Origin of the sequence: Flavobacterium lipolyticum (genome assembly GCF_020905335.1) — a bacterium.
GTDB classification, from domain to species: Bacteria; Bacteroidota; Bacteroidia; order Flavobacteriales; family Flavobacteriaceae; genus Flavobacterium; species Flavobacterium lipolyticum.
The window spans coordinates 2355882-2379803 of record NZ_JAJJMN010000001.1; the positions used below are offsets into that span (position 1 = coordinate 2355882).

Sequence of the window (23922 nt, forward strand, 5' to 3'; positions counted from 1 at the left end):
ATTTCTAAAATTTAAAATTATAGGTAATTGTTGGTATCGGAACAGAGAAAATAGAGGTTTGGTAGGCTTTTACCTGGCCTTCTTTTGTTACGAAAAAGATAGAATAAGGGTTATTACGTCCCAATACATTGTAAATGGAGATGTTCCAGAAACTGTGGGCTAATTTTTTTATTTTGTGATTGCCTTCAATATTCAATCCGATGTCTAATCTATAATAGTCCGGTATTCTGTATTTGTTACGATCGCTATACAGTGTGTATTCTGCACCATTATAATTGTACTTTCCGATTGGATAAGTTATAGGTCTTCCCGTTTGGTATACGAAATTGGAAGAAAAACTATAGCGGTGTGTAAATTTGTAATTCATGACAATACTTACATCATGCGGCTTATCGAAATTAGTTGGAAAGTAAGTGCCATTATTCACCTTTTCATCGTTAAACTTGCTGTCCAGTTTTATAAAGGTTCTGGAATAAGTGTACCCAAGCCAGCCATTAAGTCTTCCGGTTGATTTTTTTAGTAAAAACTCTACACCGTAAGCCTTTCCATTACCTTGAAGTAATTCCGTTTCAAGATCCTTGTTTAAAAGTAAGTTGGCTCCAACTTTGTAATCGAGTATATTTTTAGAAGTTTTGTAGTATCCTTCCAGGCTTAACTCAATATCTTTATAATCCAGTTTTTTGAAAATCCCAAGAGAATACTGTAATCCGCTTTGCGGTTTTACATTTAAGTCAGATAGCTTCCAGGTGTCTGTAGGCGATTGGGTTGTGTTGTTGGTTAACAAATGGATGTATTGGTAGTTTTTATCGAAACCGGCTTTTACAAATAGACTTTCATCAATTATATAGCGCAAAGCAAGCCTTGGTTCAAAACCTCCATAAGTCGTAATTACTTTATTATTGCCATACGTTTTTTCTTCTACAACTGTTGAAGGAGTCTTTGGGGCATCTTCTTTGTAAATTTTCTGCGTAGCTGCTCCTAAAGCCGCGTAGAAGGAATATCGTGCTCCGATATCTAATAATAGTTTCTCCGTAATTTTAAATTTATCAGAGAAAAACAATGCCGATTCCAGTCCCTTTTCGTCATCCACTTTTATAGGTGTCACTATCGAAGTTTCCCCATTTGGATTAAGTTCCCCGGGATTAACGCCGTATAATTTACTTGATATTCCGTAAGTAAATTTATGTTTACTGTTCAATTCGCTATTGAATTTAAGACTCGCCTGAGTTTCAGTTATTTTATATTTGAAAATAAAGGATTCAGGATTGACAGATTGATAATCAATACTGAATTTGTACTCGCTATTGGAGACATTAAATTCACTGTTGTTTTTCTCATTAAAAGCATGTTTCCATTTTAAAGAAATCAAACGGTTGCTGTATTGGTACAACGAGTCGGGAGTAATAGTGTATTTGTCTTTACTGTAATATGCGGTACCTTCAATAGTATTGTTTTGGTTTATTTTATGACTGTATTTTGCAAACAAATCATAAAAAGAGGCCTGACTGTTTTTGAGGTTTTCATCGTCTAAGCTTTTTAAAATCCAATCAGAATAAGTGGCTCTTCCTCCCAATAGTAAGCTTGCTTTTCCTTTTACAACGGGAATTGAAGCGGTCAGGTTACTCGTAACCGGACCAATTCCTCCTTCGCCCGAAAATTTCTCTGTGTTTCCGTTTTTAGAAGTAATGTCAAAAACCGATGACAATCTGCCGCCGAATTCTGACGGGATACCTCCTTTGTAAATATCAACTTTATTGATGGTGTAAGGGTTTAAGGAAGAGAAAAAACCAAAAAGATGAGCAGGGTTGTATATCGTTCCGTTGTCCAGTAACATTAGGTTTTGATCTTCTTTTCCTCCTCTTACATTAAATCCTGAAGAGCCTTCTCCTGCAGTTTTTATTCCGGGAATGGTGAGGGCAATTTTTAAGACGTCTCTTTCTCCCAGAACCAGAGGAACGGTTTTTACACCCTCAGCTTCAATTGTCGTAACTCCTGTTATGGCAGTTCTTATATTTTGACTGTTTTTTCCTTTTACCAAAACTTCTTTTAATTGATTTATTTTTTCAATTATCGGAAAATCCAAAGTACCATCACTGTAAATCATTATTTTACGGGCGGTATTATTGTACAATAACGATTCGATTTCGATTGTTGCCAATCCAACAGGTAGTTTTAGACTGTAAAATCCCTGAGCATTTGTAACGGTTGTTGCGGTGGTGTTTTTTGCTTTTACCGTTATGTCAGCAAGAGGTTTACCGTCTTTTTGGTCCGTTATATAACCTGAAATGGTGTAAAAGTCAGTTTCAGAATCGATGGTTTCCTTTCCAATTAGTGCAATAGGAGCGGTCTGATCTGTTTTGCTCTTCTTTACAGAATCGTACTGTTGAAAAAAGATGGGAATATTGCCGGCCTTAATTTTATCATTTTGAAATTTGTCATAAATGATGCTGTTCTTGGTCAGAATGACTTTGTTTTTGGTTATAAAGAAATTCAGATCAGTGTCTTCAAAGATTTTGCTTAGTATATCCTGTATGGTTTTATTAGAGTAATCTCCGGATATTAATACGTTGTTATCTATCCATTCCTTTTGAAAGTAGAATTTGTAATTTGTCGAAGCCTCTATTTTTTTTAAAACTTCAACCCGATTGATGTTGCTGTAATTTATGGTGATCTTTTGATCTTGTGAATAAATGCATTGATTAAAACCGAAAAATAATAAAAGAAGGGTAAATATTCTCATTTGGATAATTGCTACAGATTTTAGTTATTTATGTACTTGAGGAGGTTTTTCATAAATAATGCAGCATCTTCTTTTCTGAGATTTCTATACATCAGATAAAAATCATTTATTTTTCTTTTATTCTCCTGGAATAAGGATATGATCTCTTTTTTATCATTTACAGGATAAAAATTGTTCTGCTTTAAAAGGATAAATTCTTTTCTGTCTGTATATCCTATTAAATCAACTTCGGCTTTATTGCTTTTTTTCTTCTCTTTAGAGTGTTTTATGTAAAGAATAACATTGTTTCCTACCGGGATTTCTTCATAGTATCCTTTCCTGAAAGTGGTTGAATTCGGAATGTCTAAATGAACAAATTTATCATTGCCTATTTTAAAAGAACTGATGTTTTCGGTAAAGAGATTAATTTTAGTGGAGTTAAGCTCGCCATATGGTTTGATAATCAATTCATCGGTATAAGTATCGTAGTTGAGTAACAGATCAGAATAATTTTGATTGTGATATTGCATACTTCCTTTTCTGAAATCTTCGGAAATGTAATACCGGTTCTCGTTGTTGACTGTTTTGTCGAAGTTTAAATGGGCGGGGCCATTTTCAAATTCTAACGATTCTACACCCAGATTTTTGTCAAACCAGTTGTATACTAGGATTTCGTTGTTGGTTTGCCCGTAAATTATGTATGCATTTAAGAATAAGGCCAATAAAATTATATATTGACCTTTTATTTGGTTTTTCTTCAAAGGATTGGTGGTTTTGATTTTTTGGTTTATAGCTCTTCAAAAATATCAAAAAAATATCAACAACAGTGGTGTTTTTGTTAAATTTTAATAAGGTTGTTATTTTTTGACTTAAAAAACGAGTGATTTATGCGGTATTATTGAGTTTGGAAACCTGTTTTGTCTTAAAATAAAAAAAAAACACTCCAGCTTAAAAAGATTAAGCCAAAGTGTCTCGATAAAATTGGGGCAAAATTTATTTTTTAATCTGAAAAATCATCTGAGGTATCTAAAATGTCATCAAATATTTTTTTAAGCGATTTGATGTAGATCGGAAATGCGAAGGCTAACAAAAGATATTCGATTCTGAAAACCGTGATGTCGTCCAGAATTTTATATAAACAAGGAATGATAAAGAGAAGAGAGACAGTTACGCCAACCCAGGGGTTGTTTTTTATTTTTTTTAATATAGATAAAAGCTTCATGTCCGATGGTCTGTTTAATTCAATTCTCATTTAGATTTTATAATTTGGATTTCTTGGTGTAAAAGTAATTTCGATTTGCGGGAAGGAAATTAAAAATGTCATGAAAGCAGAATTTTTTGTCATGAAATTTTCTATAAACCCTGTAGTCGGGTATTCTTCTTTTAAAACAAAAAAATCCTCCCGGATAGAGAGGATTTGCTGAGCTTTTATTCTTTCGTCTTACTGTTGTTATGACAAAATATTCATCTTTTTTATAAAATCTTTGTAGGTATCGCTTAGATTTATTTTGTGATCACCTTTTAAAATAATGAGATTATCGGCCAGAATAATTTCTTCAATTTTATTCGTGTTTACGATTGTATTTCGATGTGTTTTTATAAATCTGTTTTTATCCAACAGATTGCTGATTTTGGTTAAAGAAATCAGAATGACAAATTTTTCTTTCTCGGTTATGATATTGCAATAACGTTCTTCAACATCAATATAAAGAATATCATTTAAGGCTACTTTTTTTAAGGAGTTCTTCTTTTTTATAAACAAGTAGTCGTTGCTAATCACAGTATCTTGCTCTTCAGTCTGAAAAACTTCGGTTTGAGCATAAAACTTTTCTACAGCCATTTCTATGGCATAAAGAATTTCCAGTTCATTAAAAGGTTTTAGTAAAAAGCTGAACGGTTTTGTAAGCTTGGCTTTTTCAAAAATCTGACGGTCTTGTGAGCTGGTTAAAAACACAAACGGTTTTGCTGCATTTGGAATAATGTTAATCGATTCAGCAAATGTGATTCCTTCCGGTTTCCCGTCTAAGAAAATATCAATAATTATAATGTCGATGGTATTTTCGTAAAAAAGTTTTAACGCATCAGCAAAATTAGTTGCTATGCCTACAACCTTATAATTGTTTTGGAGCAGTACTTTACGCAGAGCATCACTTTGTTCAGGGGTGTCTTCTATAATTAATACATGAATATTATCCATTGTTTTTTGTTTTTGGGAAAGTCAAAATCATTTTAGTTCCTATATTGAGTTCACTTTCTATGGCTAGTGTTCCGCCATTTTTTTTGATCATTTGTTTGCACAGCTGCAAACCTAAACCAGTACCGATAATTTCAGAGTTGTTTTTTTTGGCGAGTAAAGCATTGTCAGCGAGTAATTCCTGAATGGTACTTTCGCTCATTCCGATACCATTGTCCTGAATAATGAGTTCGCAAAAATCAGGGTTGGTTTCCTGAGTGAGAAAGCTTATTTTGCTATTTTCATTCGAGAATTTAATAGCATTGTCCAATAAATTTCGAAGTACAATTTTTAACGAATCGAGGTCTACAAAGATAAAACTATTTTTTGAGACCGAATTTTCAAAAGTAATGGCTTTGTCCAGCAATAAAGGTTTGTAATTGTGTTCAATTTGCTGAACGACAGAGTACAAGTGAATGGATTCTTTTTGAAAGTACAATTGTTTGGTTTGTAACATGGCCCAATGCAATAAATTGTCTAACAAAGTGTAAGCGCCATTTGCAATAGTACTGTTTTGAATGATGAGCTGGTTTAATTCATCGTAGTTTTTGGTTTCCAGTGTAGAAGATAATTTAGTGTTGCTGGTCTTCAAAGCATTTACAGACGAACGTAAATCATGACTCACAATTGAAAACAACTGATCTTTGGTAGCGTTTAATTCGTCAAGTTTATTTTTTTGACGTAAAATAGTCTTACCGTTTTTTACTTTTTGGGCGTAGAGATAAACCCCTGCCGTTAAAATCAATAATAAACCAACAGCAGCAAAAAACAAACCGTTACGCTGTGTGTTTTTTAGTTTGTTTTCGATTTCAAGTACTTTTATTTGTTTTTGCTTTTGGGCTACAGCAAACTTTTTCTCAAAGTCGGCAACGGCCCAGATTTTGTTTTGATTGTTGAGGGAGTCTTTCCATTGTTCAGCTTCTTTTCTATAGGTTAATGCTTTTTTGTAATTACCTCTATTTTCTTCAACCATTGACATATTGAATGCGGTACTTTCTTTTTTATCGAAATCTTTTATTTTCTTAGAAAAGATATAGGCTTTCTTGAAATATAGTATAGCTTTTTCATCCTTATATTGTAAATAATATAGATTTGCAATATTTTGGTACAATAGCGTAAGTGAAAGAGGGTCGTTTTCTTTCTCGTTTATTTCTTTACTTTTAAATAGGTATTCTTCACTTTTGTTAAATTGATTAAGATGTAGATAACAAACTCCCAGATTTTCATAAATAGAACTTATTCGATAATCTAAACTTTTATTTGTTATTAGAAATTTTTCTACTTTCGAAAAATAGTAGATTGCTTTTTCGAATTCTTTCAATTCGAGCGAAACCTGACCTAAAACCTTATTTACTAGTGGGTAAAATGCAAAACTTTCAGAAATTAAATTCATTTCAGCTTTAGCTTCTTTAAAAAGTTTTAAGTTTTTAAATGAATATCCTCTTAAATAGTGGCAATAATCGGTTAATTCCTTATTCCTACTTGAGCTTAATTGTTTCATTGAATACACTAAAGTAGAGTCCCATTTTTTGTTTATAAAGAAATATTGAGCTTTGTTGAAATTGGTTTCTTTTTTAAATTGGGACGCCTTTATTTTAAGCACTTCGTTAAAATTACTAGTACTTGATTGTATTCTGGCGTGAGATGATATAGAGAATAAACACAGAACCGAAATGATGATAATTTTAAGTTTGTGCATTTTTCGATAATATTGGTTTTGTATAATAAAAAGAGAAAGGTATGGTGTGTTAAATTTATTTATTACACCATACCTTTTTATGTTCTAATCTGCAACTCCAGTTTTAGTTCCTCTAGAAGTTTCAGGGTCCAGATTTCGTAAATAAGATGTAACAGATGTAATTTGGCTAATTCTGTCAGAAATATAATCGATTTCAATATACCAAACATCATAGGTATCTGGTGTGCTTTCATCCCATGTATAGTCAAAATAAACTTCGATATTAGTATCGTTTTCTATTAGTGTACCAACTGATGGGGCAGCTGAATCTTTAGAGTTGATGTAAACGGTAGCGCAGATTTTTAAAGTAAGGATTCCTTGATTTCTGTACAGTTGCGCTGAAGCTAAAGGTGGAATTGGGAAAGTAAGATTGCTTTTGTCTGAAAATACAAAATCTTGCTGATTAATTCTTGTGATTTGGGTAACGTTGAAGTTCATAGTGGTGTTTTAAGGATTATTAATCTGTTTTTTTGGTGTGTTAAAGATATTTTATTTTCACATATAAATGTAAGGTTTGTCGTGTTTTTTTGTGATTTTTCTAGTAACTAAGGCAAATTTTAGTTAGAAAATGCCATAAAAACGAAAAACCCCAATTCAAATGCATGAATTGGGGTTTTCTATGAATAAACCTTTAGTAAACTAAGATCTGATTACTCTTTTTTCTCCTCACGTGGAGGTCTTTGTAAAAGTGCTTTTCTTGACACTTTTTCTTTTTTAGTTTTAGGATCTACACCTAAGTATTTCACTTGGAATACATCACCCATGTTTACAACATCAGTTACGTTTTCAGTGCGTTCCCATGCTAATTCAGAAACGTGTAATAAAACTTCATTTCCTGGTGCAGCAGTATATTCAACTACAGCTCCAAAATCTAACATTTTAATTACTTTTACTTCGTAAGCTTCTCCCATTTGTGGTTTGAAGGTAATTGACTTAATTTTTGCCAATACCGCTTCAATTCCGGCAGGATCTGTACCTAAGATTTCGATTACACCTTGTTCGTCAACTTCGTTGATTACAATAGTAGTTCCCGTAGCTTTTTGTAATTCCTGAATTACTTTTCCACCAGGTCCGATCAATGCTCCAATAAAGTTTCCAGGAATAGTTCTGGTAATGATTTTTGGTGCATGTGCTTTAACGTCAGCTCTTGGTGTAGCGATAGTTTCGGTTAATTTACCTAAGATATGTAAACGTCCATCACGAGCCTGGCTTAAAGCCTGCTCCATAATGTCGTAACGTAAACCGTCAATTTTGATATCCATTTGACAAGCAGTGATACCATCAGCAGTTCCGGTTACTTTAAAGTCCATATCTCCTAAGTGATCTTCATCTCCTAAAATATCTGACAATACAGCAAATTTCTCACCATCAGTAATTAATCCCATAGCAATTCCGGAAACCGGTTTTACCATTTGAACTCCCGCATCCATCAAAGCCATTGTTCCGGCACAAACGGTTGCCATAGAAGAAGAACCGTTAGATTCTAATACTTCAGAAACCACACGAATAGTGTAAGGACAATCTGCTGGAATCATGTTTTTCAAAGCTCTCTGAGCTAAGTTACCGTGACCTACTTCTCTTCTTGAAGTTCCTCTTAGAGGTTTTGCTTCACCAGTTGAGAAAGGAGGGAAGTTATAATGTAAGTAGAATTTCTCTTCACCTTGTTCAGATGGAGAATCAATTTGATTTGCTTCTCTTGAAGTTCCTAGAGTTACTGTAGCCAACGCCTGAGTTTCTCCACGTGTAAACAATGAAGATCCGTGAACTCTTGGTAAATAATCCGTTTCACACCAGATTGGTCTGATATCTGTTGTTTTTCTTCCGTCTAAACGAACGCCTAATTCTAAAACTACATTACGAACAGCTTCTTTGTTTGTTTTGTAAAAGTATTTAGAAACTAAATCACCATCAGCAGCCAATTCTTCTTCAGTAAACAAAGCTTTTACTTCTTCTTTTACTTCAGCAAATGCAGCACCTCTTTCGTGTTTAGCGGAACCAACTTTTGCAATAGCATAAATTTTATCGTATGCTGCAGCTTTTACTTTTTTGTAAATTTCTTCGTTTTCTTTCTCACCTTCGTAAGTACGAATTTCTTTTTTACCAAAAGCAGCCTGCAAACGCAATTGCGCCTGAATTTGAACTTTAATAGCTTCGTGAGCAAATTTAATAGCTTCGATCATTTCGGCTTCCGAAATTTCTTTCATTTCACCTTCAACCATTGCCACAGAATCCATAGAAGCTCCAATCATCATATCGATATCGGATTTCTCTAATTCTTCTCTGCTTGGGTTGATGACCAGTTTTCCGTCGATACGTGCAACACGTACTTCAGAAATTAAGTTATAAAAAGGGATATCTGAAACAGCTAACGCTGCAGATGCCGCTAAACCAGCTAAAGCGTCCGGCATAACCTCTTCGTCATGAGACATTAATTGAATCATAACCTGAGTTTCAGCATGGTAATCGTCTGGGAAAAGCGGACGTAGAACACGGTCAACTAATCTCATTGTCAATACTTCGCTATCACTTGGACGAGCTTCTCTTTTAAAGAAACCACCTGGAAAACGACCTGCTGCTGCAAATTTTTCGCGATAATCTACCGTTAAAGGTAAAAAATCAACGCCCGGGTTTGAAGTGCGAGCTGAAACTGCTGTTGCAAGAATCATCGTATCGCCCATTCTTACTACTACAGAACCGTCTGCTTGTTTGGCTAAACGTCCTGTCTCGATTGTGATGCTTCTGCCATCACCTAAATCGATTTTTTCTACAAATAATTGTGGAATCATAATTTTTCCTTTTTGATTATACAATGGGTTTTAGTTGTGTTGTAGTTGTTGTTGTGTGTAGTTATTGTTCTAAAACCCAATGAAAAACCAAACTTTTTTTCTTATAAAATGCTTGTAATGTAAAAACAAAAAGAGGCACTCTCGCACCTCTTTTCTATATTGATTATTTTCTGATATTCAATACTTTGATAATCTCACGATATCTGTTGATCTCTTTCTTTTTCAAGTAGTCCAACAAAGCTCTTCTCTTACCTACTAATAGTACAAGTGAACGCTCAGTGTTGTAATCGTGACGATTTTTTTTCAAGTGTTCAGTTAAGTGTGAAATTCTGTAAGTGAACAATGCAATCTGACCTTCTGCGCTTCCAGTGTTTGTTGCACCACCGTGTTGTGCGAAAATCTCTTCTTTCTTTTCTTTAGTTAAATACATTCCAATATTGTTTAATGATTTTTATGTATGTCATACAACTTTTGTAAGACGGGTGCAAAATTAGATTAAAAAAACAAAAAAATCAAACAAAAATAAAAGAATCTCAAAAAGAACAGTAATTTTTGTTTTCGAACAATTTGCGGCCTTAATTTGTTTTACTTGTATGTCACTGTTAAAGGTATAGAGTAATTGACTCTAACTGGGATGCCTCTTTGTTGGCCAGGAATCCAATTTTCATAACTGGTAATGACTCTCATGGCTTCTTCATCCAGGCCATACCCTAGTGGTTTTAGTATTTTGGGTTCAGTTATTTTACCATCTTTTTCAATTACAAATTGAATTATTAATCGTCCGCTTATTTTATTGGCAACTGCTTCTTTTGTTTTTGAAAAATTTGCCCCTATGAAATTGTAAAAATCTTGTATTCCCTTTTTAGGTAATGGTCTTGATTCAAGAATGTTATATTGTGTTTCTATACCGTTATTATCTGTGCTTTTGCCAGAAATAAATGTTCCTTCTTTGTAAATGTCATCATACTGATGGCCGGTATTTTTATTTATTATTTTCCATTCGCCATCCTTGAATCCATTTTTTAAGCTTCCTTTTGATGAAAAAGGCTCACCATTTTCTTCATATGTTCCATTTCCATTTATGACTTTATGCTTATTGTTAACATCCCAAAAGTCATAAATCTTCATTTCAGGACTAATTCCTTTTTTAGATTCAATATATTCGCCTTTTAATAGAGGATTTCCATTTTCATACCATTCTGAAATATTTCCGTTTAATCTTGATTTAATATAGTTCTCTGTCCTTCTTTTCTTTCCATTTTCGTAGTAGTGAATGTATTCTCCTTCTCTTGAGCTTCCATCTTTTGTTTTAGAATTCCCTTCCATTTGCAATACTCCGGATTTATAGTAGTTTTTAATTTGATACAAATCTTTGTCGGTGTAATAATCTTTGATTATTGTATAAAAAGCATGGTCTTCTTTTGACGCGTCTTTTCCAATCGAATCACGATAAATGATTTTGTCTGAAGAATTCTGTGAAAAGAGGAATATGGGAAATAATGCTAAAGCAATGAAAATTTTTTTTCTCATAAATTGATTTGGCTAATTGTATTTTGAGTTTCTTAGTACAGTTTGGCAACTTCCTGATTTACGAATTCTAAAAATCGTTCGTCAGCTTCTGTAAACGGATCTATAACATGACTGTCGATATCAATCTGACCAATATTTACTCCATCAACAAATAACGGAACAACAATTTCAGATTTAACAGTAAAGCTGCAGGCAATATAATTGTCCTGCGCTGCAACATCCGGCACTACAAAATTGGTGTTACTTTCGGCTACCTGACCGCAGATTCCTTTACCGAAAGGAATAACGGTATGATCTGTTTCAGCTCCAACATACGGGCCTAAGTGTAAGGTTTTGTTCTCGTGATTAGCAAAATAAAAACCAACCCAATTATAGTATTCGATATTCTCGTTTAATAACTGGCAGATTGCTAATAATTTTTCGTCTCTAACTAATACAGTGTCAGATACAATAGCGCTTATTTTTGGTTGTAATTCTTGGAATGTCATAATGTTAAGATTTTATACAAAAGTATTTAAAGCTAAACTCAAAAAATACATAAATTTGAAAAAAAATTTTCGTTGAAAAAATATCTCGTACAGTTTAAACCCTTTCTCATTTTCATAGGCACTTTTTTTGCAGCCTATATTGTACTTACCTTGCTATATAAGTTTTATCTAAACGGTTTTGGACCAAATGAAGTCGATGGAATAACCAACACTGTAGGACAAAATGTCGAACAATTGATGCGGGGTTTTAATTGTGATATTAAGATTCATAAAAGCCTTACTGATTCCTGGATGGAGGTTTGGTACAATAAGCACTATTCCGTTCGGATTGTTGAAGGCTGTAATGCGGTAAGCGTTATGATTTTGTTTGTTGCTTTTATACTTGCTTTTTCCGGAAAGTTCAAAGCCACTTTGTTGTTTATAGTGTTTGGAATTTTCTCTATTTATGTTTTAAATGTAGCGAGAATTGCAATATTGGTTGTTTTATTGTTTCGTTTTCCGGAAAATAATCATTTCTTGCACGGAACGTTGTTTCCTTTGATTATTTATGGTTTCGTTTTTCTTTTGTGGATTATTTGGGTAAACAAATTTTCGAAGTATGCTAAATAGAATCCTCGAACATAAGTCCAAATTAATAATTGCGGTTGCGATTGTATTGTGTTTTGCAGTTATCAGAGCTTTTGAAAATCAGCTGTTCTATGACCCGTTTTTGGATTATTTTGACGGTGATTTTAAAAATTTACCATTTCCCGAGGTGAAAAATTTTACTCTTTTTCTGAATTTATTACTCCGGTATGTACTGAATACTATTTTGTCTTTGTCATTGATCTATGTTTTGTTTCAGGATCGGGATATGTTTCGATTTAGTTTGTTTCTGTATGTGTTTTTTGCTGTGATACTTTTGGGGATGTTTTTTGTCGTTCTTGAATGTTTTGCAGAAGGAAACTGGCTTCTTTTTTATGTGCGAAGGTTCATTATTCAGCCCATATTTGTATTGTTGTTTATTCCGGCATTTTATTATCAGCAGCAAAATTTAAAAAAATAACAATTTATTTCGCCTTTTTTTGGAGTCTTTTAAATAATTTTGCAGTATGAAACTAAAGAAGTGTACCGGATTATTTTTGGCCTTCCTATTATTGGTCTCCAATATTGGGTTTGCTTTTGATGTGCACTATTGTGGCGGAGAGATTGCTTCGGTTTCATTGAATACAACAGCAGCAGCTCCTGAAAAGAATTGTTGCGGAACCTCTGAAAAAAAATCATCTTGTTGTAAAGACAAAGTAGTTCATTTTGAAAAGAAATCAGATGATGCTACTTTAAAGTTTTTCTTCTTCCAGTTTGCTTTTCCTATGGCAGTTCAGGAATATCAACCGATTGCTTTTCTTGGAATTGCAAATTTCAAAAGCAATCAGGTTATTTCGTATTATTCTGATGCCAATGCACCGCCTTTATTTAAGTTGTATCACCAGTATATTTTTTATTCCTGATTTTAATGTTTAGATCCAGGCCGTTTTGGCTTGTGCTATGCTGTTTGTTTATTTCTCCTTTTGAAGAAATTCTATAGAAACAGCCTTCTATTTAACATTAAATCATTTTTTTATGCAAAAAAGTATACTGCTTTTTGTCGCATTTTTGCTATCCGTATCCGCGTTTTCGCAAGAAGATTTGCAGGAAGTAAAAATCACAAAAAAGCAAAAAGGAATAAAAAAATCCTATACGCTTACCTCTAATACTACTGTTATCACCAGCAAGGAGTTATTAAAAGCAGCCTGCTGTAACCTGGCCGAGAGTTTCGAAACAAATCCTTCGATTGATGTGAATTTTTCAGATGCTTTAACCGGGACCAAGCAAATTAAAATGCTTGGCTTAACAAGCCCTTATTTATTAATCACCGAAGAGAATCTTCCTTCTGTACGCGGAGCTTCGCAAGCTTACGGATTATCGTTTACCCCGGGAACATGGATCGAAAGTGTTCAGATTACAAAAGGAGCGGGGAGTGTTATCAATGGGTATGAGAGCATTTCCGGACAAATTAATACCGAACTTTTAAAACCATTAAACGACATTCCGTTTTTCTTAAATGCTTATGGCTCTACAGATGCTCGTTTTGAGTTAAATACTCATTTTAATAGAAAACTGTCGGATAAATGGGCGACAAGTTTGTTTGTTCATGGTAATGCGCGTGTAGCAAAGAACGATATGAACGACGATGGTTTTTTGGATAATCCATTAGGAAAACAAATTAATGTTTTGAACCGTTACCAATATTACAATCCTGATAGTGGTTTAGTAAGTTTTATCAATTTCAGGTATATGAATGATAAAAAACAGACCGGAGAATTGGATTTTGACAAGAATACAGATCGCGGAACAAAAAATCACTGGGGTTCAGAAATCAATACAGAACGTTTTGATGTTTCTACAAAAATTGGATATGTTTTTAAAGATATGCCGTATCAAAGTATCGGTTTTCAGAATGCTTTTAATACGCATAATCAAAACTCTTACTTTGGACTGAGTCTTTATGATATCAGACAAAATAGTTTTTATTCGAACTTAATTTTTAATTCGATTATTAACAATACGAAGCATAAGTTTTCTACGGGTTTAAATTTTGCTTATGATCAGTATCAGGAGTTTGTAAACGCAAACGATTACAGCCGAATCGATAATTCTGTGGGAGCATTTTTCGAATACACTTATGATAATACGGATAATTTTAGTTTGATTTTAGGAGGTAGGGTAGACAATCACAATCGATTGGGAGTTTTTGTTACGCCGCGTCTGCACCTGCGATACAATCCATGGAAAAATGGAGTGCTTCGTGTTTCGGCAGGAAGAGGAAAACGTTCCGCTAATATTTTTGCCGAGAATCAGCAGCTATTTGCAAGTTCGAGAACTTTTTCAATTTTGGATCAAGGTGGGAAAATTTACGGATTGAATCCTGAGATTGCATGGAATTATGGGGTAAGTTTTTCTCAGAAATTCCGTCTTTTTAATAAAAATTCCGAAATTGGATTTGATTTCTATCGTACCGATTTTCAGAATCAGGCGGTTGTAGATCTGATGCAGAGTCCGCAGGATGTCTTGTTTTATAATTTAAAAGGAAGCTCTTTTGCCAATAGCTTTCAGGCAGAGTTTAATTTCGAATTGATTCATAATCTGAATTTAAGAACAGCTTATAAATATTACGACATTCAAACGGATTATCTGCGAGGAACTTTTCAGCGACCGTTACAGGCGAAGCATCGTTTTCTGGGGAATCTGGAGTACGAAACCCAAGTAAATGATGGTAAGCAATGGAAATTTGATTATACATTTAACTGGTCCGGAAAACAACAATTGCCTTATACAGCGTCAAACCCGACTGCAGATCAGTTTCCTGATTTTTCGCCTTCGTACGCGGTGATGAATGTTCAGGTAACGCGAATTTTTTCTCCTGTTTTTGAAGTATATGTAGGAGGGGAGAACATTGGGAATTATAAGCAGGAAAAAGCTATTTTAGGAGCTTCAGATCCATTTGGTCCTAATTTTGATGCTTCTGTTGCGTATGCTCCTATTTTTGGACAGATGTATTACGCGGGATTGCGTTTTAAGATAAAATAGAGGTAAAATGTAAAATGTGAATTACGGAGACACGAAAATTTTATTCAATCATCTTACATCTCACATAAAACATTTCACACATAACAAAAAAAAATAACATTAAATAATAAACAAGATGAACAGAATAATTTTAATTGCACTAGTAGCTTTTTTAGGATTTTCAGCTCAGGCTCAAACTAAAAAGAATAAAAATTTAAAGTATACAACTGAGGTAAACGGTACTTGTGAGCAATGCAAAAAGCGTATTGAAAAAGCCGCTTTTAGTGTTCCGGGTGTAAAATCGGCGGTTTGGGATATTAACACGCATCAGCTTGCGGTGATTTTGAACGAAGAAAAATCATCTACGGCAGATTTGAATGCTGTTATCGCTAAGGTAGGGCATGATACTAAAGAGGTTAAAGCCACGGATGCTGATTATGATAATCTACATTCCTGCTGCAAATATGTAAGAGAATAAAAAACAAAAGAGCCCGGGTTTGTATCCGGGCTTTTAATAGTTAATTTATCTTTAAAATATGGCTTTTAATTGTGGTTGAAGCAAATTATTGTTAATTTCACCACCTTATAAATATAACCAAGCGCATTTATGAATAATTTTGATTGGACTCAATTAATCAACCCTGAATTTTATATAACATTAAGCATTGGAGGGGTTCAAATTGGTTTATTTATTGTTCTCTTTATAGTTTTTGCTGAAACAGGACTTTTTGCAGGATTTTTTCTTCCGGGAGACAGTTTACTTTTCTTAGCAGGTATTTACAGTCGTGACTTAATGCAGAATGTTGTTGATATACCAACAGATTTTCTTAATGTATTTATACTTTCGACTCTGGTTGCTATAATGGGAGTTTTAGGAAATATGACCGGATATTGGTTTGGTGCCAAAAGCGGTTATTATTTGTTTAAAAAAGAAGACTCTTTTTGGTTCAAGAAAAAATATTTATTGCAATCAAAAGACTTCTTTGAGAAGTACGGTGGAAAAGCAATTATCTATGCACGTTTTCTTCCAATTTTCAGAACTTTCGCCCCTATTGTGGCAGGGATAGTTTCGATGGATAAAAAGAAATTCATGTTCTTTAATGTTCTAAGTTCTTTCTTATGGTCGTTTATACTGATCTTCGCCGGACACTACCTGTATGGAGTGTTTTTGAAAGAAGGAATAGATTTAAAACATCACATCGAATACATTATTATTATAATTGTTATCATATCTACATTTCCGGTATTGATAAAACTCTTTAAAAAGAGACCAAGCGAAAAGATATAATTCAAATAAAATCTATAAAAAAGTCCGAAGCAATTAAGTTTCGGACTTTTTTTATGTAATAGGTTTTTCTTTTGTGAAATGTGAATTGTAAGATGTGAAATGTGAAATGTGGGATCTAAAAGAATCTGCAAACTGTCAATCCTTATGAACCTAAAAAAACTTAGCCCCTTAGTATCTCAGAAGCTTAGCATCTTTAAGAAAACTACCATTCATTCACCTTATTAGCATCCATTTTTAAGAAGATAAACAGTAGAATTGTGAATCCCCAGAGTCCGGAACCTCCATACGAAAAGAAAGGCAGAGGAACCCCAATTGTTGGGAAAATTCCAATAACCATGGCAATGTTAACAAAGAAGTGTATAAACAAAATTCCGGCAACGCAATATCCGTATACCCTGCTGAATTTTGTTTTTTGCCTTTCAGCCAGATAGATTACTCTCAGAAATAAACCGGCAAAAAGCAAGATTACGACTAAAGACCCTGCAAAACCCCATTCTTCACCAACCGTTGTGAAAATGTAATCGGTGTGTTGTTCAGGAACGAATCCTCCTTTGGTTTGAGTTCCCTCAAGGAAACCTTTTCCAATCCATCCCCCGGATCCAATAGCAATTTCAGATTGATTAGTGTTGTATCCAATACCTTTCATGTCAACACTTTTTCCTAATAAGATATTAAAACGGTCACGGTGGTGCTGTTTAAAAACATTATCGAAAACATAATCTACAGAGAAAACAAAAGCTGAAATGACGGCTAAAAGGATACCGCTTAAGATGATATTTCGGTCAACTACTCTTCCTTTGAAATGTATGATTGTTAGTATACCCAAGGCAATTAAAATCACTACATAAGGTTCCAGTACGAGTGTCAATACAAACAATAGGATTGTAATAAATCCAGTCCATACGTACCAGGATGGCAGCCCTTCTCTATACAATACAATGATGAAAATACTATAAATTAAGGCGCTTCCCGGATCGGGTTGAGGTAAAATTAATAATACAGGTGAAAATACAATCGCCAAAGCCTGAAGCTGCCTGTTAGTGTCTTTCAGGTTGATTTGTGTATCACTTAAATATTTGGCTAATGCCAATGAAGTGGCTGCTTTGGCAAACTCAGACGGCTGCAAAGTAAAGCTGCCAATAGCGTACCAACATCTTTGTCCGGCAATAGTTTTTCCGAATAAGAACAAACCGGCTAAGGACAATAGTGAAACGCCAAAAATAATAGTCGCATATTTCTCGTAAAACTTTCCATCTACAAAAAGCACCACAAAAATCAAAGGAATGGTACATCCGATAAAGATTAATTGCTTTTGGTAAGTTCCTTCGGTTGACAATAATGAGGAAGAATAGATATTGAGCCACCCTAATATCACCAACGAAATGTAGATAAAAACGCTTATCCAGTCAATGTTATTTTTTACACTTTGATTTTTCATTTGAAATAATCTTTGTTAGTTCTTTTTAGTGGTGTCTGATACTGTTTTTTTAACTTCTGCTTTAGGTGTCACCGGTTTAACGGGAACAATTTTAGCTTTTAAAGTAGAATCTTTTGGTGTAGATTCAATGGCACTGGCTTCATTCATACCGCCCAGTTTTGCATACTCGCTGGCTAAGCTTTTGTTTAAAACCCTTGTTTCTAAATCGGTCCTGGTGATTTTATGTCTCAGATATTTTTCAATCATTAAACTGGCAATCGGACCTGCCACTGTAGCTCCAAATCCTCCATTTTCAATCATAATGGCAATGGCAATTTTTGGATTATCCTTTGGTGCAAAAGCCACAAATATAGAGTGATCTTTAAGCTGTGTTCTTTTGCCGTTAATTTTTGCAAAATTTTCCGCAGTACCCGTTTTTCCACAAATATCAATGCCTTCTACCCTAAGGGCATAAGCTGTTCCTTTGTTATACACATCAAATAAACCACTTATAACTGGTGGGAAATATTTTTGGTCAATTGTGGTGACATGTTTAGTGGTGAATTTGGCATCAATTTTCTTTCCTTCGATCTTTTTAATGATGTGAGGGGTATAATAGTATCCCTGATTGGCGACCGTTGCCATCATGTTAGCTAGTTGGATAGGAGTCATTAGAACTTCTCCCTGGCCAATAGCATTCGATACGATAGTTGTACTTCTCCAGCCTCCGTTCGGGTAAATTCTTTTATATGTTTTTGATGTTGGAATGTTTCCTCTCTTACCTGTTGGCAGGTCATAGCCCATAAATTGTCCCAAGCCGAAACTTTTAATGTGATCACTCCAAACATCTACCGCCTTAGCAGGATTGTTATATTTGTTAATGGTTAACATGTAAGATTGTGCAAAATAGGTATTACAAGAGTTGTAAATCCCATTGTGTAATTGATGAGGGCCAAAACCGTGACATTTCATAAAACGGCCTCTACCATAGCTAAACCCATGGTGGCACATAAAAGTCGTTTGTTCGTTGATAACGCCTTCCTGTAAAGCAACCAGACCGGTAAGGATTTTAAACGGAGAACCGGGAGGGTACTCTGCTAAAAGTCCTCTGTCGTATAATGGTTTTGCAATAGAGTCGTGATATAAAAGGGTGTAATTTTTAGATCGTTGTCTTCCAACTAAAATTCCGGGATCATAAGAAGGAGCAGTTACCAATGCCAAAATCTCTCCACTTTTAGGTTCGATAGCGACAATTCCTCCTCTTTTGTTGATCATTAATTCTTCTCCGTATTTTTGAAGTTCGGCATCGATTGTTAAATTGATGTCTTCTCCCGCTACGGCGATAGTATCGTATTTACCCTCTTTGTAAGAGCCAATTTCTCTGTTATATTTGTCTTTCTGAATGTATTTTACACCTTTAATACCTCTAAGGATGTCTTCGTAGCTTTCTTCAACACCTTGCTTTCCAATCAAATCTCCACTATTGTAATATGGGTTTTTGGCAATTAATCGCTCGTTTACCTGTGTGATGAAGCCAAAGATATTGGCGCCATAATCTACTTCATAGTCACGAAGGGAACGCTTTTGAAAATAAAAGCCTTCATATTTTCTAATTTTTTCCTGAAAAGCGGCGAACTCATTTTTGTTCAGCTGTGCTAAAAATACCGAAGGCAGTCTTGGGCTGTATACTTTGGCTTTGGCAATTCTTTTGTCGTACTCTTCTCTGGTAATGTTTAATAAAGTACAGAATTCAGGAATATTAAGGCTTTCTTTGATTTCTCTCGGAATCACCATGATGTCATAAGAAGCCTGGTTGGCAACCAATAATTTTCCATGTCGATCATAAATATAACCTCTTTCCGGATAGTCATATTTTTTCTTTATGGCATTATTTTCGGATTTTAACTTAAACGAATCATCGATGATCTGTAAATAAAAGATCCTGATCACTAGCAAGGATGCTGCAATAATAATTAAAGAGGGCAGCAAAACTTTTCTCATCGTTTATTAGGCTTAATAAGGTAAATTATGATAATTGAGGTGATTATGGTAAAAATCGAACTAAATAACGTTCGAAGTAAAACGTCCAGAATAAATTTAAATTGAAAAGCTTCGAGAATAAATAACACGATGTGGTGTAATACAACAGAAACTAAAATAAATGAAAATCGTTCGGGAGTTAAGGAGTCATTCAGTTTAATAGTTTGATATTCGTAACTGAGTCCAAACGAGAATTTAAAAATGTAAGGCCTGTAATAAGCTAGTACAAGACATGCTGCTGCATGAATTCCTCCTGAATTACAAAACATATCCATAATAATTCCAAGTAAGAAGCTGGATACAATCAAACCTGTTCGGTTGCTGTTTACCGGATACAAAATAATGTACAAGATATATGGGAAGGGACTTATGTACCCTAAAAAATTCATATTATTGAAAATAACAACCTGAATTGCTAGTAACATAATAAATCGAAAAATATTGAGTAACAAAGCGCTATTCATTTTTCTCCTTGTTTTCTAAATTAATAAGTTCTTCTCTGTCCTTGCTCTTGATGATGTATACGTGTCCCAAGTTGGTCATATCGTTAAACAGTTTAACATTTATAACGTAGTAACTTGTGTTTTTCTCAATATAGATCTTGTCAACCGTTCCAATGTTGATTCCTTCAGGGAAAATTACCGATTGTCCTCCGGTTACGATGGTGTCACCTTTTCTGATCGAAGCTAATCTTGGAACATCTTTTAACTGTGCAAATCCGGTGCTTTTACCGTCCCAGGTCAATGATCCAAAATGATTTGACTTTTTAATCTTGGCATTGATTTGAGATTTTGTGTTCAAAATACTTACAACAGTTGCGTATCTTGGTGATGTGTCATCAATAATACCAATAATTCCTAAGCTATTGATTACCCCCATATCCGGTTTAACGCCATCGTTTGCCCCTGAGTTAAGCGTGATGAAGTTTTCGTGTGTGTTATAGGAGTTGTGAATTACTTTTGAAACAATAATATCCGCAGGTTTAACTCCTTTTACACTGTCTGCCAAAGGTAGTTTTGTGGTGTCTTGTTTGTTGAATAATAGACTTTTTAATCTTGCGTTTTCAAGTACAAGTTCGTCATTTTCAGTTCTTAGATTCAAATATTCATTTACGCGATTGATTCTTTCATAAACACCTCCGCTTAGAAAATTAGCCGAACTGATTATTTTGCTTCTGTGGTAAGAATGAGACTGAACTGTGAGTGCCAACGAAATACCTAAAAGCAGCAAAAACAGCAATCGATTACTGTTTCTTATAATGAAATTAAAAATTTGCTGCATTTCTTGTATGGTTATTTTGTTTCAGGATATGCTTTTGGTTTCAAATTTAATCAGAGCCAAATGTTTAAATTTGGCTCCGAGAAAATATATTGATTGTTATTATGGATCTTATTTGATTAAGATACTTTTGAACTTTGTAATGTTTTTAAGTGCCATTCCGGTTCCACGAACAACAGCTCTTAATGGGTCTTCAGCAATATAAACAGGTAAATCTGTTTTTTGCGAAATACGTTTGTCAAGACCTCTTAACATCGATCCACCACCAGCTAAATAAATACCTGTGTTGTAGATATCGGCTGCTAATTCTGGCGGAGTCTGAGATAATGTTTCCATTACCGCATCTTCAATACGTTGAATCGATTTGTCAAGTGCTTTTGCAATTTCACGGTAGGAAACATCTACTTGTTTTGGTTTCCCTGTAAGTAAGTCTCTACCTTGAACTGACATGTCTTCTGGTGGTCCATCTAAATCTTCGATTGCGGCACCAATTTGAATTTTTATTTTCTCTGCAGTACTTTCTCCAACAAAAAGGTTGTGTTGCGTACGCATGTAATAAACAATATCATTTGTGAAAACGTCACCTGCAATTTTTACAGATTTGTCACACACAATTCCACCTAATGCGATAACGGCAATTTCTGTAGTACCACCTCCAATATCAACAATCATGTTTCCTTTTGGCTGCATGATATCGATACCAATACCAATTGCTGCTGCCATTGGCTCGTGAATTAAGTAAACTTCTTTTCCGTTTACTCTCTCACAAGATTCTTTTACCGCTCTCATCTCCACTTCGGTAATACCGGATGGAATACAAACCACCATTCTTAAAGCCGGAGTAAACATGCGTTTTTTCAATGCCGGAATGCTTTTGATGAACATGTTGATCATCTTTTCCGAAGCATCAAAATCAGCAATTACACCGTCTTTTAAAGGCCTTATGGTCTTGATGTTTTCATGCGTTTTACCTTGCATCATATTGGCTTCCTTACCAACAGCAATGATTTTGCCTGATATTCTATCACGTGCAACGATCGACGGACTATCAATAACAACTTTATCATTATGTATGATTAAAGTGTTTGCGGTACCAAGGTCTATCGCAATATCCTCGGTCATGAAATCAAAAAATCCCATAAGTTTTTTAGGGGTTTAAAATGTTATAAATTATTTTGAACAAAGTTAAACAAATTAATGTTTAAAATGACGTGTTCCCGTAAATACCATTGCAAGATTGTTTTCATTGCAATAATTTATGCTTAATTCGTCTTTTATTGAGCCTCCTGGCTGAATAACAGCAGTTATTCCTGCTTTTTTGGCTAATTCTACACAATCCGGAAATGGAAAAAATGCATCACTTGCCATCGAAGCGCCCGTTAAATCAAATCCAAAAGCTTTTGCTTTGTCAACTGCCTGAACTAAAGCGTCAACTCTTGAAGTCTGACCTGTTCCTGACGAAATTAATGTTCCGTTTTTAGCAAATACGATTGTATTTGATTTGGTGTTTTTACAAATTTTTGAAGCAAATATCAAATCTTCTATTTCTTCAGCTGTAGGCTCAGTAATAGTAACGGTTTTTAAATGCTCTTTAGTATCTGTAATATTATTTCTGTCCTGAATTAACAATCCGTTAAGACATGTTCTTACTTGTCTTGTTGGTAATTCAACTTCATTTTGAATCAAAATGATTCTGTTTTTCTTTTCTTGTAGTATTGTAATTGCCTCTTCGTCATAACTTGGAGCGATTACCACTTCACAGAATAATTTGTTGATTTCTTCTGCTGTTGTCACATCAATTTTAGTATTTGCAATCAAAACTCCGCCAAAAGCAGATGTTGGATCACAAGCCAACGCTGCTAAATAAGCCTCACTAATTGTTTTTCTTGAAGCTAAACCACAAGCGTTATTGTGTTTTAAAATGGCAAATGTTGGGCCGTCAGTTTTGAACTCATTAATTAAGTTTACTGCTGCATCAACATCTAATAAGTTGTTGTATGATAATTCTTTTCCGTGAACTTTTTTGAACATAGCGTCAAAATCGCCAAAGAAGAATCCTTTTTGATGAGGGTTTTCACCGTATCTTAAAACCTGACCATCTGCAATACTTTCTTTGTAAATGGTTTCGTCAGTGTTGAAATAGTTAAAAATAGCTCCGTCGTAGTGAGACGAAACGTGGAATGCTTTGGTAGCCAATAATCTTCTGTTTTCAAGAGTAGTTGCTCCATTTTGTTTTGTAATCAAATCTAAAAGCAGGCTGTATTCGTTTACCGAAGCAACAATTACAGTGTCTTTGAAATTTTTAGCACCGGCACGGATCAAAGAAATTCCGCCAATGTCAATTTTTTCAATAATATCCTGTTCACTTGCACCTGAAGCAACAGTTTTTTCGAACGGATACAAATCAACAATTACTAAATCAATCTGAGGAATATCGAATTCTTTCATCTGCTGAACGTCACTTTCGTTATCCTGACGGTTTAAAATTCCACCAAAGATTTTCGGGTGAAGTGTTTTTACTCTTCCTCCAAGAATTTCAGGGAAAGAAGTAATGTCTTCAACAGGAACAACAGGAATGCCAAGGTTTTTTATGAAATCTTCGGTTCCTCCGGTCGAGTAAAGTGTTACGTTTTGTTCGTGTAATTTTCTAACGATTGGCTCTAAGCCGTCTTTTGAAAAAACAGAGATTAATGCCGATTGTATTGTTTTAGTTGTGCTCATCGTGTAGTTATGATTTTTGAGACTGCAAAAGTAGTTTTTTTATATATTATTTTAAAGAAAATTAATGTAACATTATGCTAAAAAAATCTACTGATGAGT

The 23922-nt window shown here is 34.4% G+C and carries 22 protein-coding genes; 6 read left to right on the forward strand and 16 right to left on the reverse strand.

Going from position 1 to position 23922, the window contains the following annotated elements; all coding sequences use genetic code 11:
• Positions 1–4 precede the first annotated feature (4 nt).
• The 10 genes from LNQ34_RS10445 to LNQ34_RS10490 all read right to left on the reverse strand — a co-directional run bounded on the left by LNQ34_RS10445 (position 5) and on the right by LNQ34_RS10490 (position 11494).
• Complete coding sequence (locus LNQ34_RS10445; RefSeq protein ID WP_229999617.1) at positions 5–2740, reverse strand: TonB-dependent receptor; 2736 nt, start codon at positions 2738–2740, stop codon at positions 5–7.
• A 20-nt stretch (positions 2741–2760) separates the two neighbouring features.
• The gene (locus tag LNQ34_RS10450; RefSeq protein WP_229999619.1) at positions 2761–3480 is read right to left on the reverse strand and encodes a hypothetical protein; all 720 of its coding nucleotides are present in this window, start codon (positions 3478–3480) and stop codon (positions 2761–2763) included.
• Between the two features lie 239 nt (positions 3481–3719).
• A complete protein-coding gene (locus tag LNQ34_RS10455; protein WP_202700634.1) occupies positions 3720–3971 on the reverse strand; it encodes a hypothetical protein in 252 nt (83 codons plus the stop codon).
• 198 nt (positions 3972–4169) lie between these two features.
• Positions 4170–4916 carry a LytR/AlgR family response regulator transcription factor gene (locus LNQ34_RS10460; RefSeq protein WP_017494813.1) on the reverse strand — a complete coding sequence of 249 codons (747 nt, stop codon included), beginning with the start codon at positions 4914–4916 and terminating at the stop codon, positions 4170–4172.
• Entirely contained in the window at positions 4909–6651 is a 1743-nt protein-coding gene (locus LNQ34_RS10465) for a tetratricopeptide repeat-containing sensor histidine kinase (protein ID WP_229999621.1), read from the reverse strand. Before LNQ34_RS10465 ends, LNQ34_RS10460 begins: the two co-directional genes overlap by 8 nt.
• Positions 6652–6735: 84 nt before the next feature.
• Positions 6736–7128, reverse strand: coding sequence for a hypothetical protein (locus tag LNQ34_RS10470; protein WP_202700635.1), 393 nt, complete (start codon positions 7126–7128; stop codon positions 6736–6738).
• Positions 7129–7340: 212 nt separating this feature from the next.
• Positions 7341–9476: a polyribonucleotide nucleotidyltransferase gene (locus LNQ34_RS10475; RefSeq protein WP_229999623.1), complete on the reverse strand. Its 2136-nt coding sequence runs from the start codon at positions 9474–9476 to the stop codon at positions 7341–7343.
• Positions 9477–9639: 163 nt separating this feature from the next.
• A complete protein-coding gene (rpsO, locus tag LNQ34_RS10480; protein WP_007804772.1) occupies positions 9640–9906 on the reverse strand; it encodes a 30S ribosomal protein S15 in 267 nt (88 codons plus the stop codon).
• Positions 9907–10061: 155 nt separating this feature from the next.
• Entirely contained in the window at positions 10062–11006 is a 945-nt protein-coding gene (locus tag LNQ34_RS10485; RefSeq protein ID WP_229999625.1) for an energy transducer TonB, read from the reverse strand.
• Positions 11007–11038: 32 nt separating this feature from the next.
• Positions 11039–11494 (reverse strand): GAF domain-containing protein, encoded by a 456-nt coding sequence (locus tag LNQ34_RS10490; RefSeq protein WP_202700638.1) that lies wholly within the window; start codon positions 11492–11494, stop codon positions 11039–11041.
• A gap of 72 nt (positions 11495–11566) precedes the next feature.
• Between LNQ34_RS10490 and xrtF the strand changes: the two genes are divergently transcribed.
• The 6 genes from xrtF to LNQ34_RS10520 all read left to right on the forward strand — a co-directional run bounded on the left by xrtF (position 11567) and on the right by LNQ34_RS10520 (position 16367).
• Positions 11567–12103, forward strand: a complete 537-nt coding sequence (xrtF, locus tag LNQ34_RS10495) for an exosortase family protein XrtF (RefSeq protein WP_229999626.1) — start codon at positions 11567–11569, stop codon at positions 12101–12103.
• Positions 12093–12539 (forward strand): exosortase F system-associated membrane protein, encoded by a 447-nt coding sequence (locus tag LNQ34_RS10500; RefSeq protein ID WP_229999627.1) that lies wholly within the window; start codon positions 12093–12095, stop codon positions 12537–12539. The genes xrtF and LNQ34_RS10500 overlap by 11 nt, the downstream gene beginning before the upstream one ends.
• Before the next feature lie 46 nt (positions 12540–12585).
• A complete protein-coding gene (locus LNQ34_RS10505) occupies positions 12586–12981 on the forward strand; it encodes an HYC_CC_PP family protein (protein ID WP_229999629.1) in 396 nt (131 codons plus the stop codon).
• A 112-nt stretch (positions 12982–13093) separates the two neighbouring features.
• Positions 13094–15100, forward strand: a complete 2007-nt coding sequence (locus LNQ34_RS10510; RefSeq protein ID WP_229999630.1) for a TonB-dependent receptor plug domain-containing protein — start codon at positions 13094–13096, stop codon at positions 15098–15100.
• 115 nt (positions 15101–15215) lie between these two features.
• The gene (locus LNQ34_RS10515) at positions 15216–15557 is read left to right on the forward strand and encodes a heavy-metal-associated domain-containing protein (protein ID WP_229999632.1); all 342 of its coding nucleotides are present in this window, start codon (positions 15216–15218) and stop codon (positions 15555–15557) included.
• Positions 15558–15686: 129 nt separating this feature from the next.
• Entirely contained in the window at positions 15687–16367 is a 681-nt protein-coding gene (locus LNQ34_RS10520) for a DedA family protein (RefSeq protein ID WP_017494825.1), read from the forward strand.
• 202 nt (positions 16368–16569) lie between these two features.
• Here the strand turns inward: LNQ34_RS10520 and rodA are convergent, their stop codons facing one another.
• The 6 genes from rodA to purH all read right to left on the reverse strand — a co-directional run bounded on the left by rodA (position 16570) and on the right by purH (position 23823).
• Complete coding sequence (rodA, locus tag LNQ34_RS10525) at positions 16570–17805, reverse strand: rod shape-determining protein RodA (protein WP_202700643.1); 1236 nt, start codon at positions 17803–17805, stop codon at positions 16570–16572.
• Positions 17806–17820: 15 nt separating this feature from the next.
• On the reverse strand, positions 17821–19785 hold the full coding sequence (gene mrdA / locus LNQ34_RS10530) for a penicillin-binding protein 2 (RefSeq protein ID WP_229999633.1): 1965 nt from the start codon (positions 19783–19785) through the stop codon (positions 17821–17823).
• On the reverse strand, positions 19782–20288 hold the full coding sequence (locus tag LNQ34_RS10535) for a hypothetical protein (RefSeq protein WP_026110182.1): 507 nt from the start codon (positions 20286–20288) through the stop codon (positions 19782–19784). Before LNQ34_RS10535 ends, mrdA begins: the two co-directional genes overlap by 4 nt.
• Positions 20281–21105, reverse strand: coding sequence for a rod shape-determining protein MreC (gene mreC / locus LNQ34_RS10540; RefSeq protein WP_017498380.1), 825 nt, complete (start codon positions 21103–21105; stop codon positions 20281–20283). Before mreC ends, LNQ34_RS10535 begins: the two co-directional genes overlap by 8 nt.
• Positions 21106–21213: 108 nt before the next feature.
• Entirely contained in the window at positions 21214–22242 is a 1029-nt protein-coding gene (locus LNQ34_RS10545; protein ID WP_017498379.1) for a rod shape-determining protein, read from the reverse strand.
• A gap of 54 nt (positions 22243–22296) precedes the next feature.
• The gene (gene purH, locus LNQ34_RS10550; protein WP_229999635.1) at positions 22297–23823 is read right to left on the reverse strand and encodes a bifunctional phosphoribosylaminoimidazolecarboxamide formyltransferase/IMP cyclohydrolase; all 1527 of its coding nucleotides are present in this window, start codon (positions 23821–23823) and stop codon (positions 22297–22299) included.
• Positions 23824–23922 lie beyond the last annotated feature (99 nt).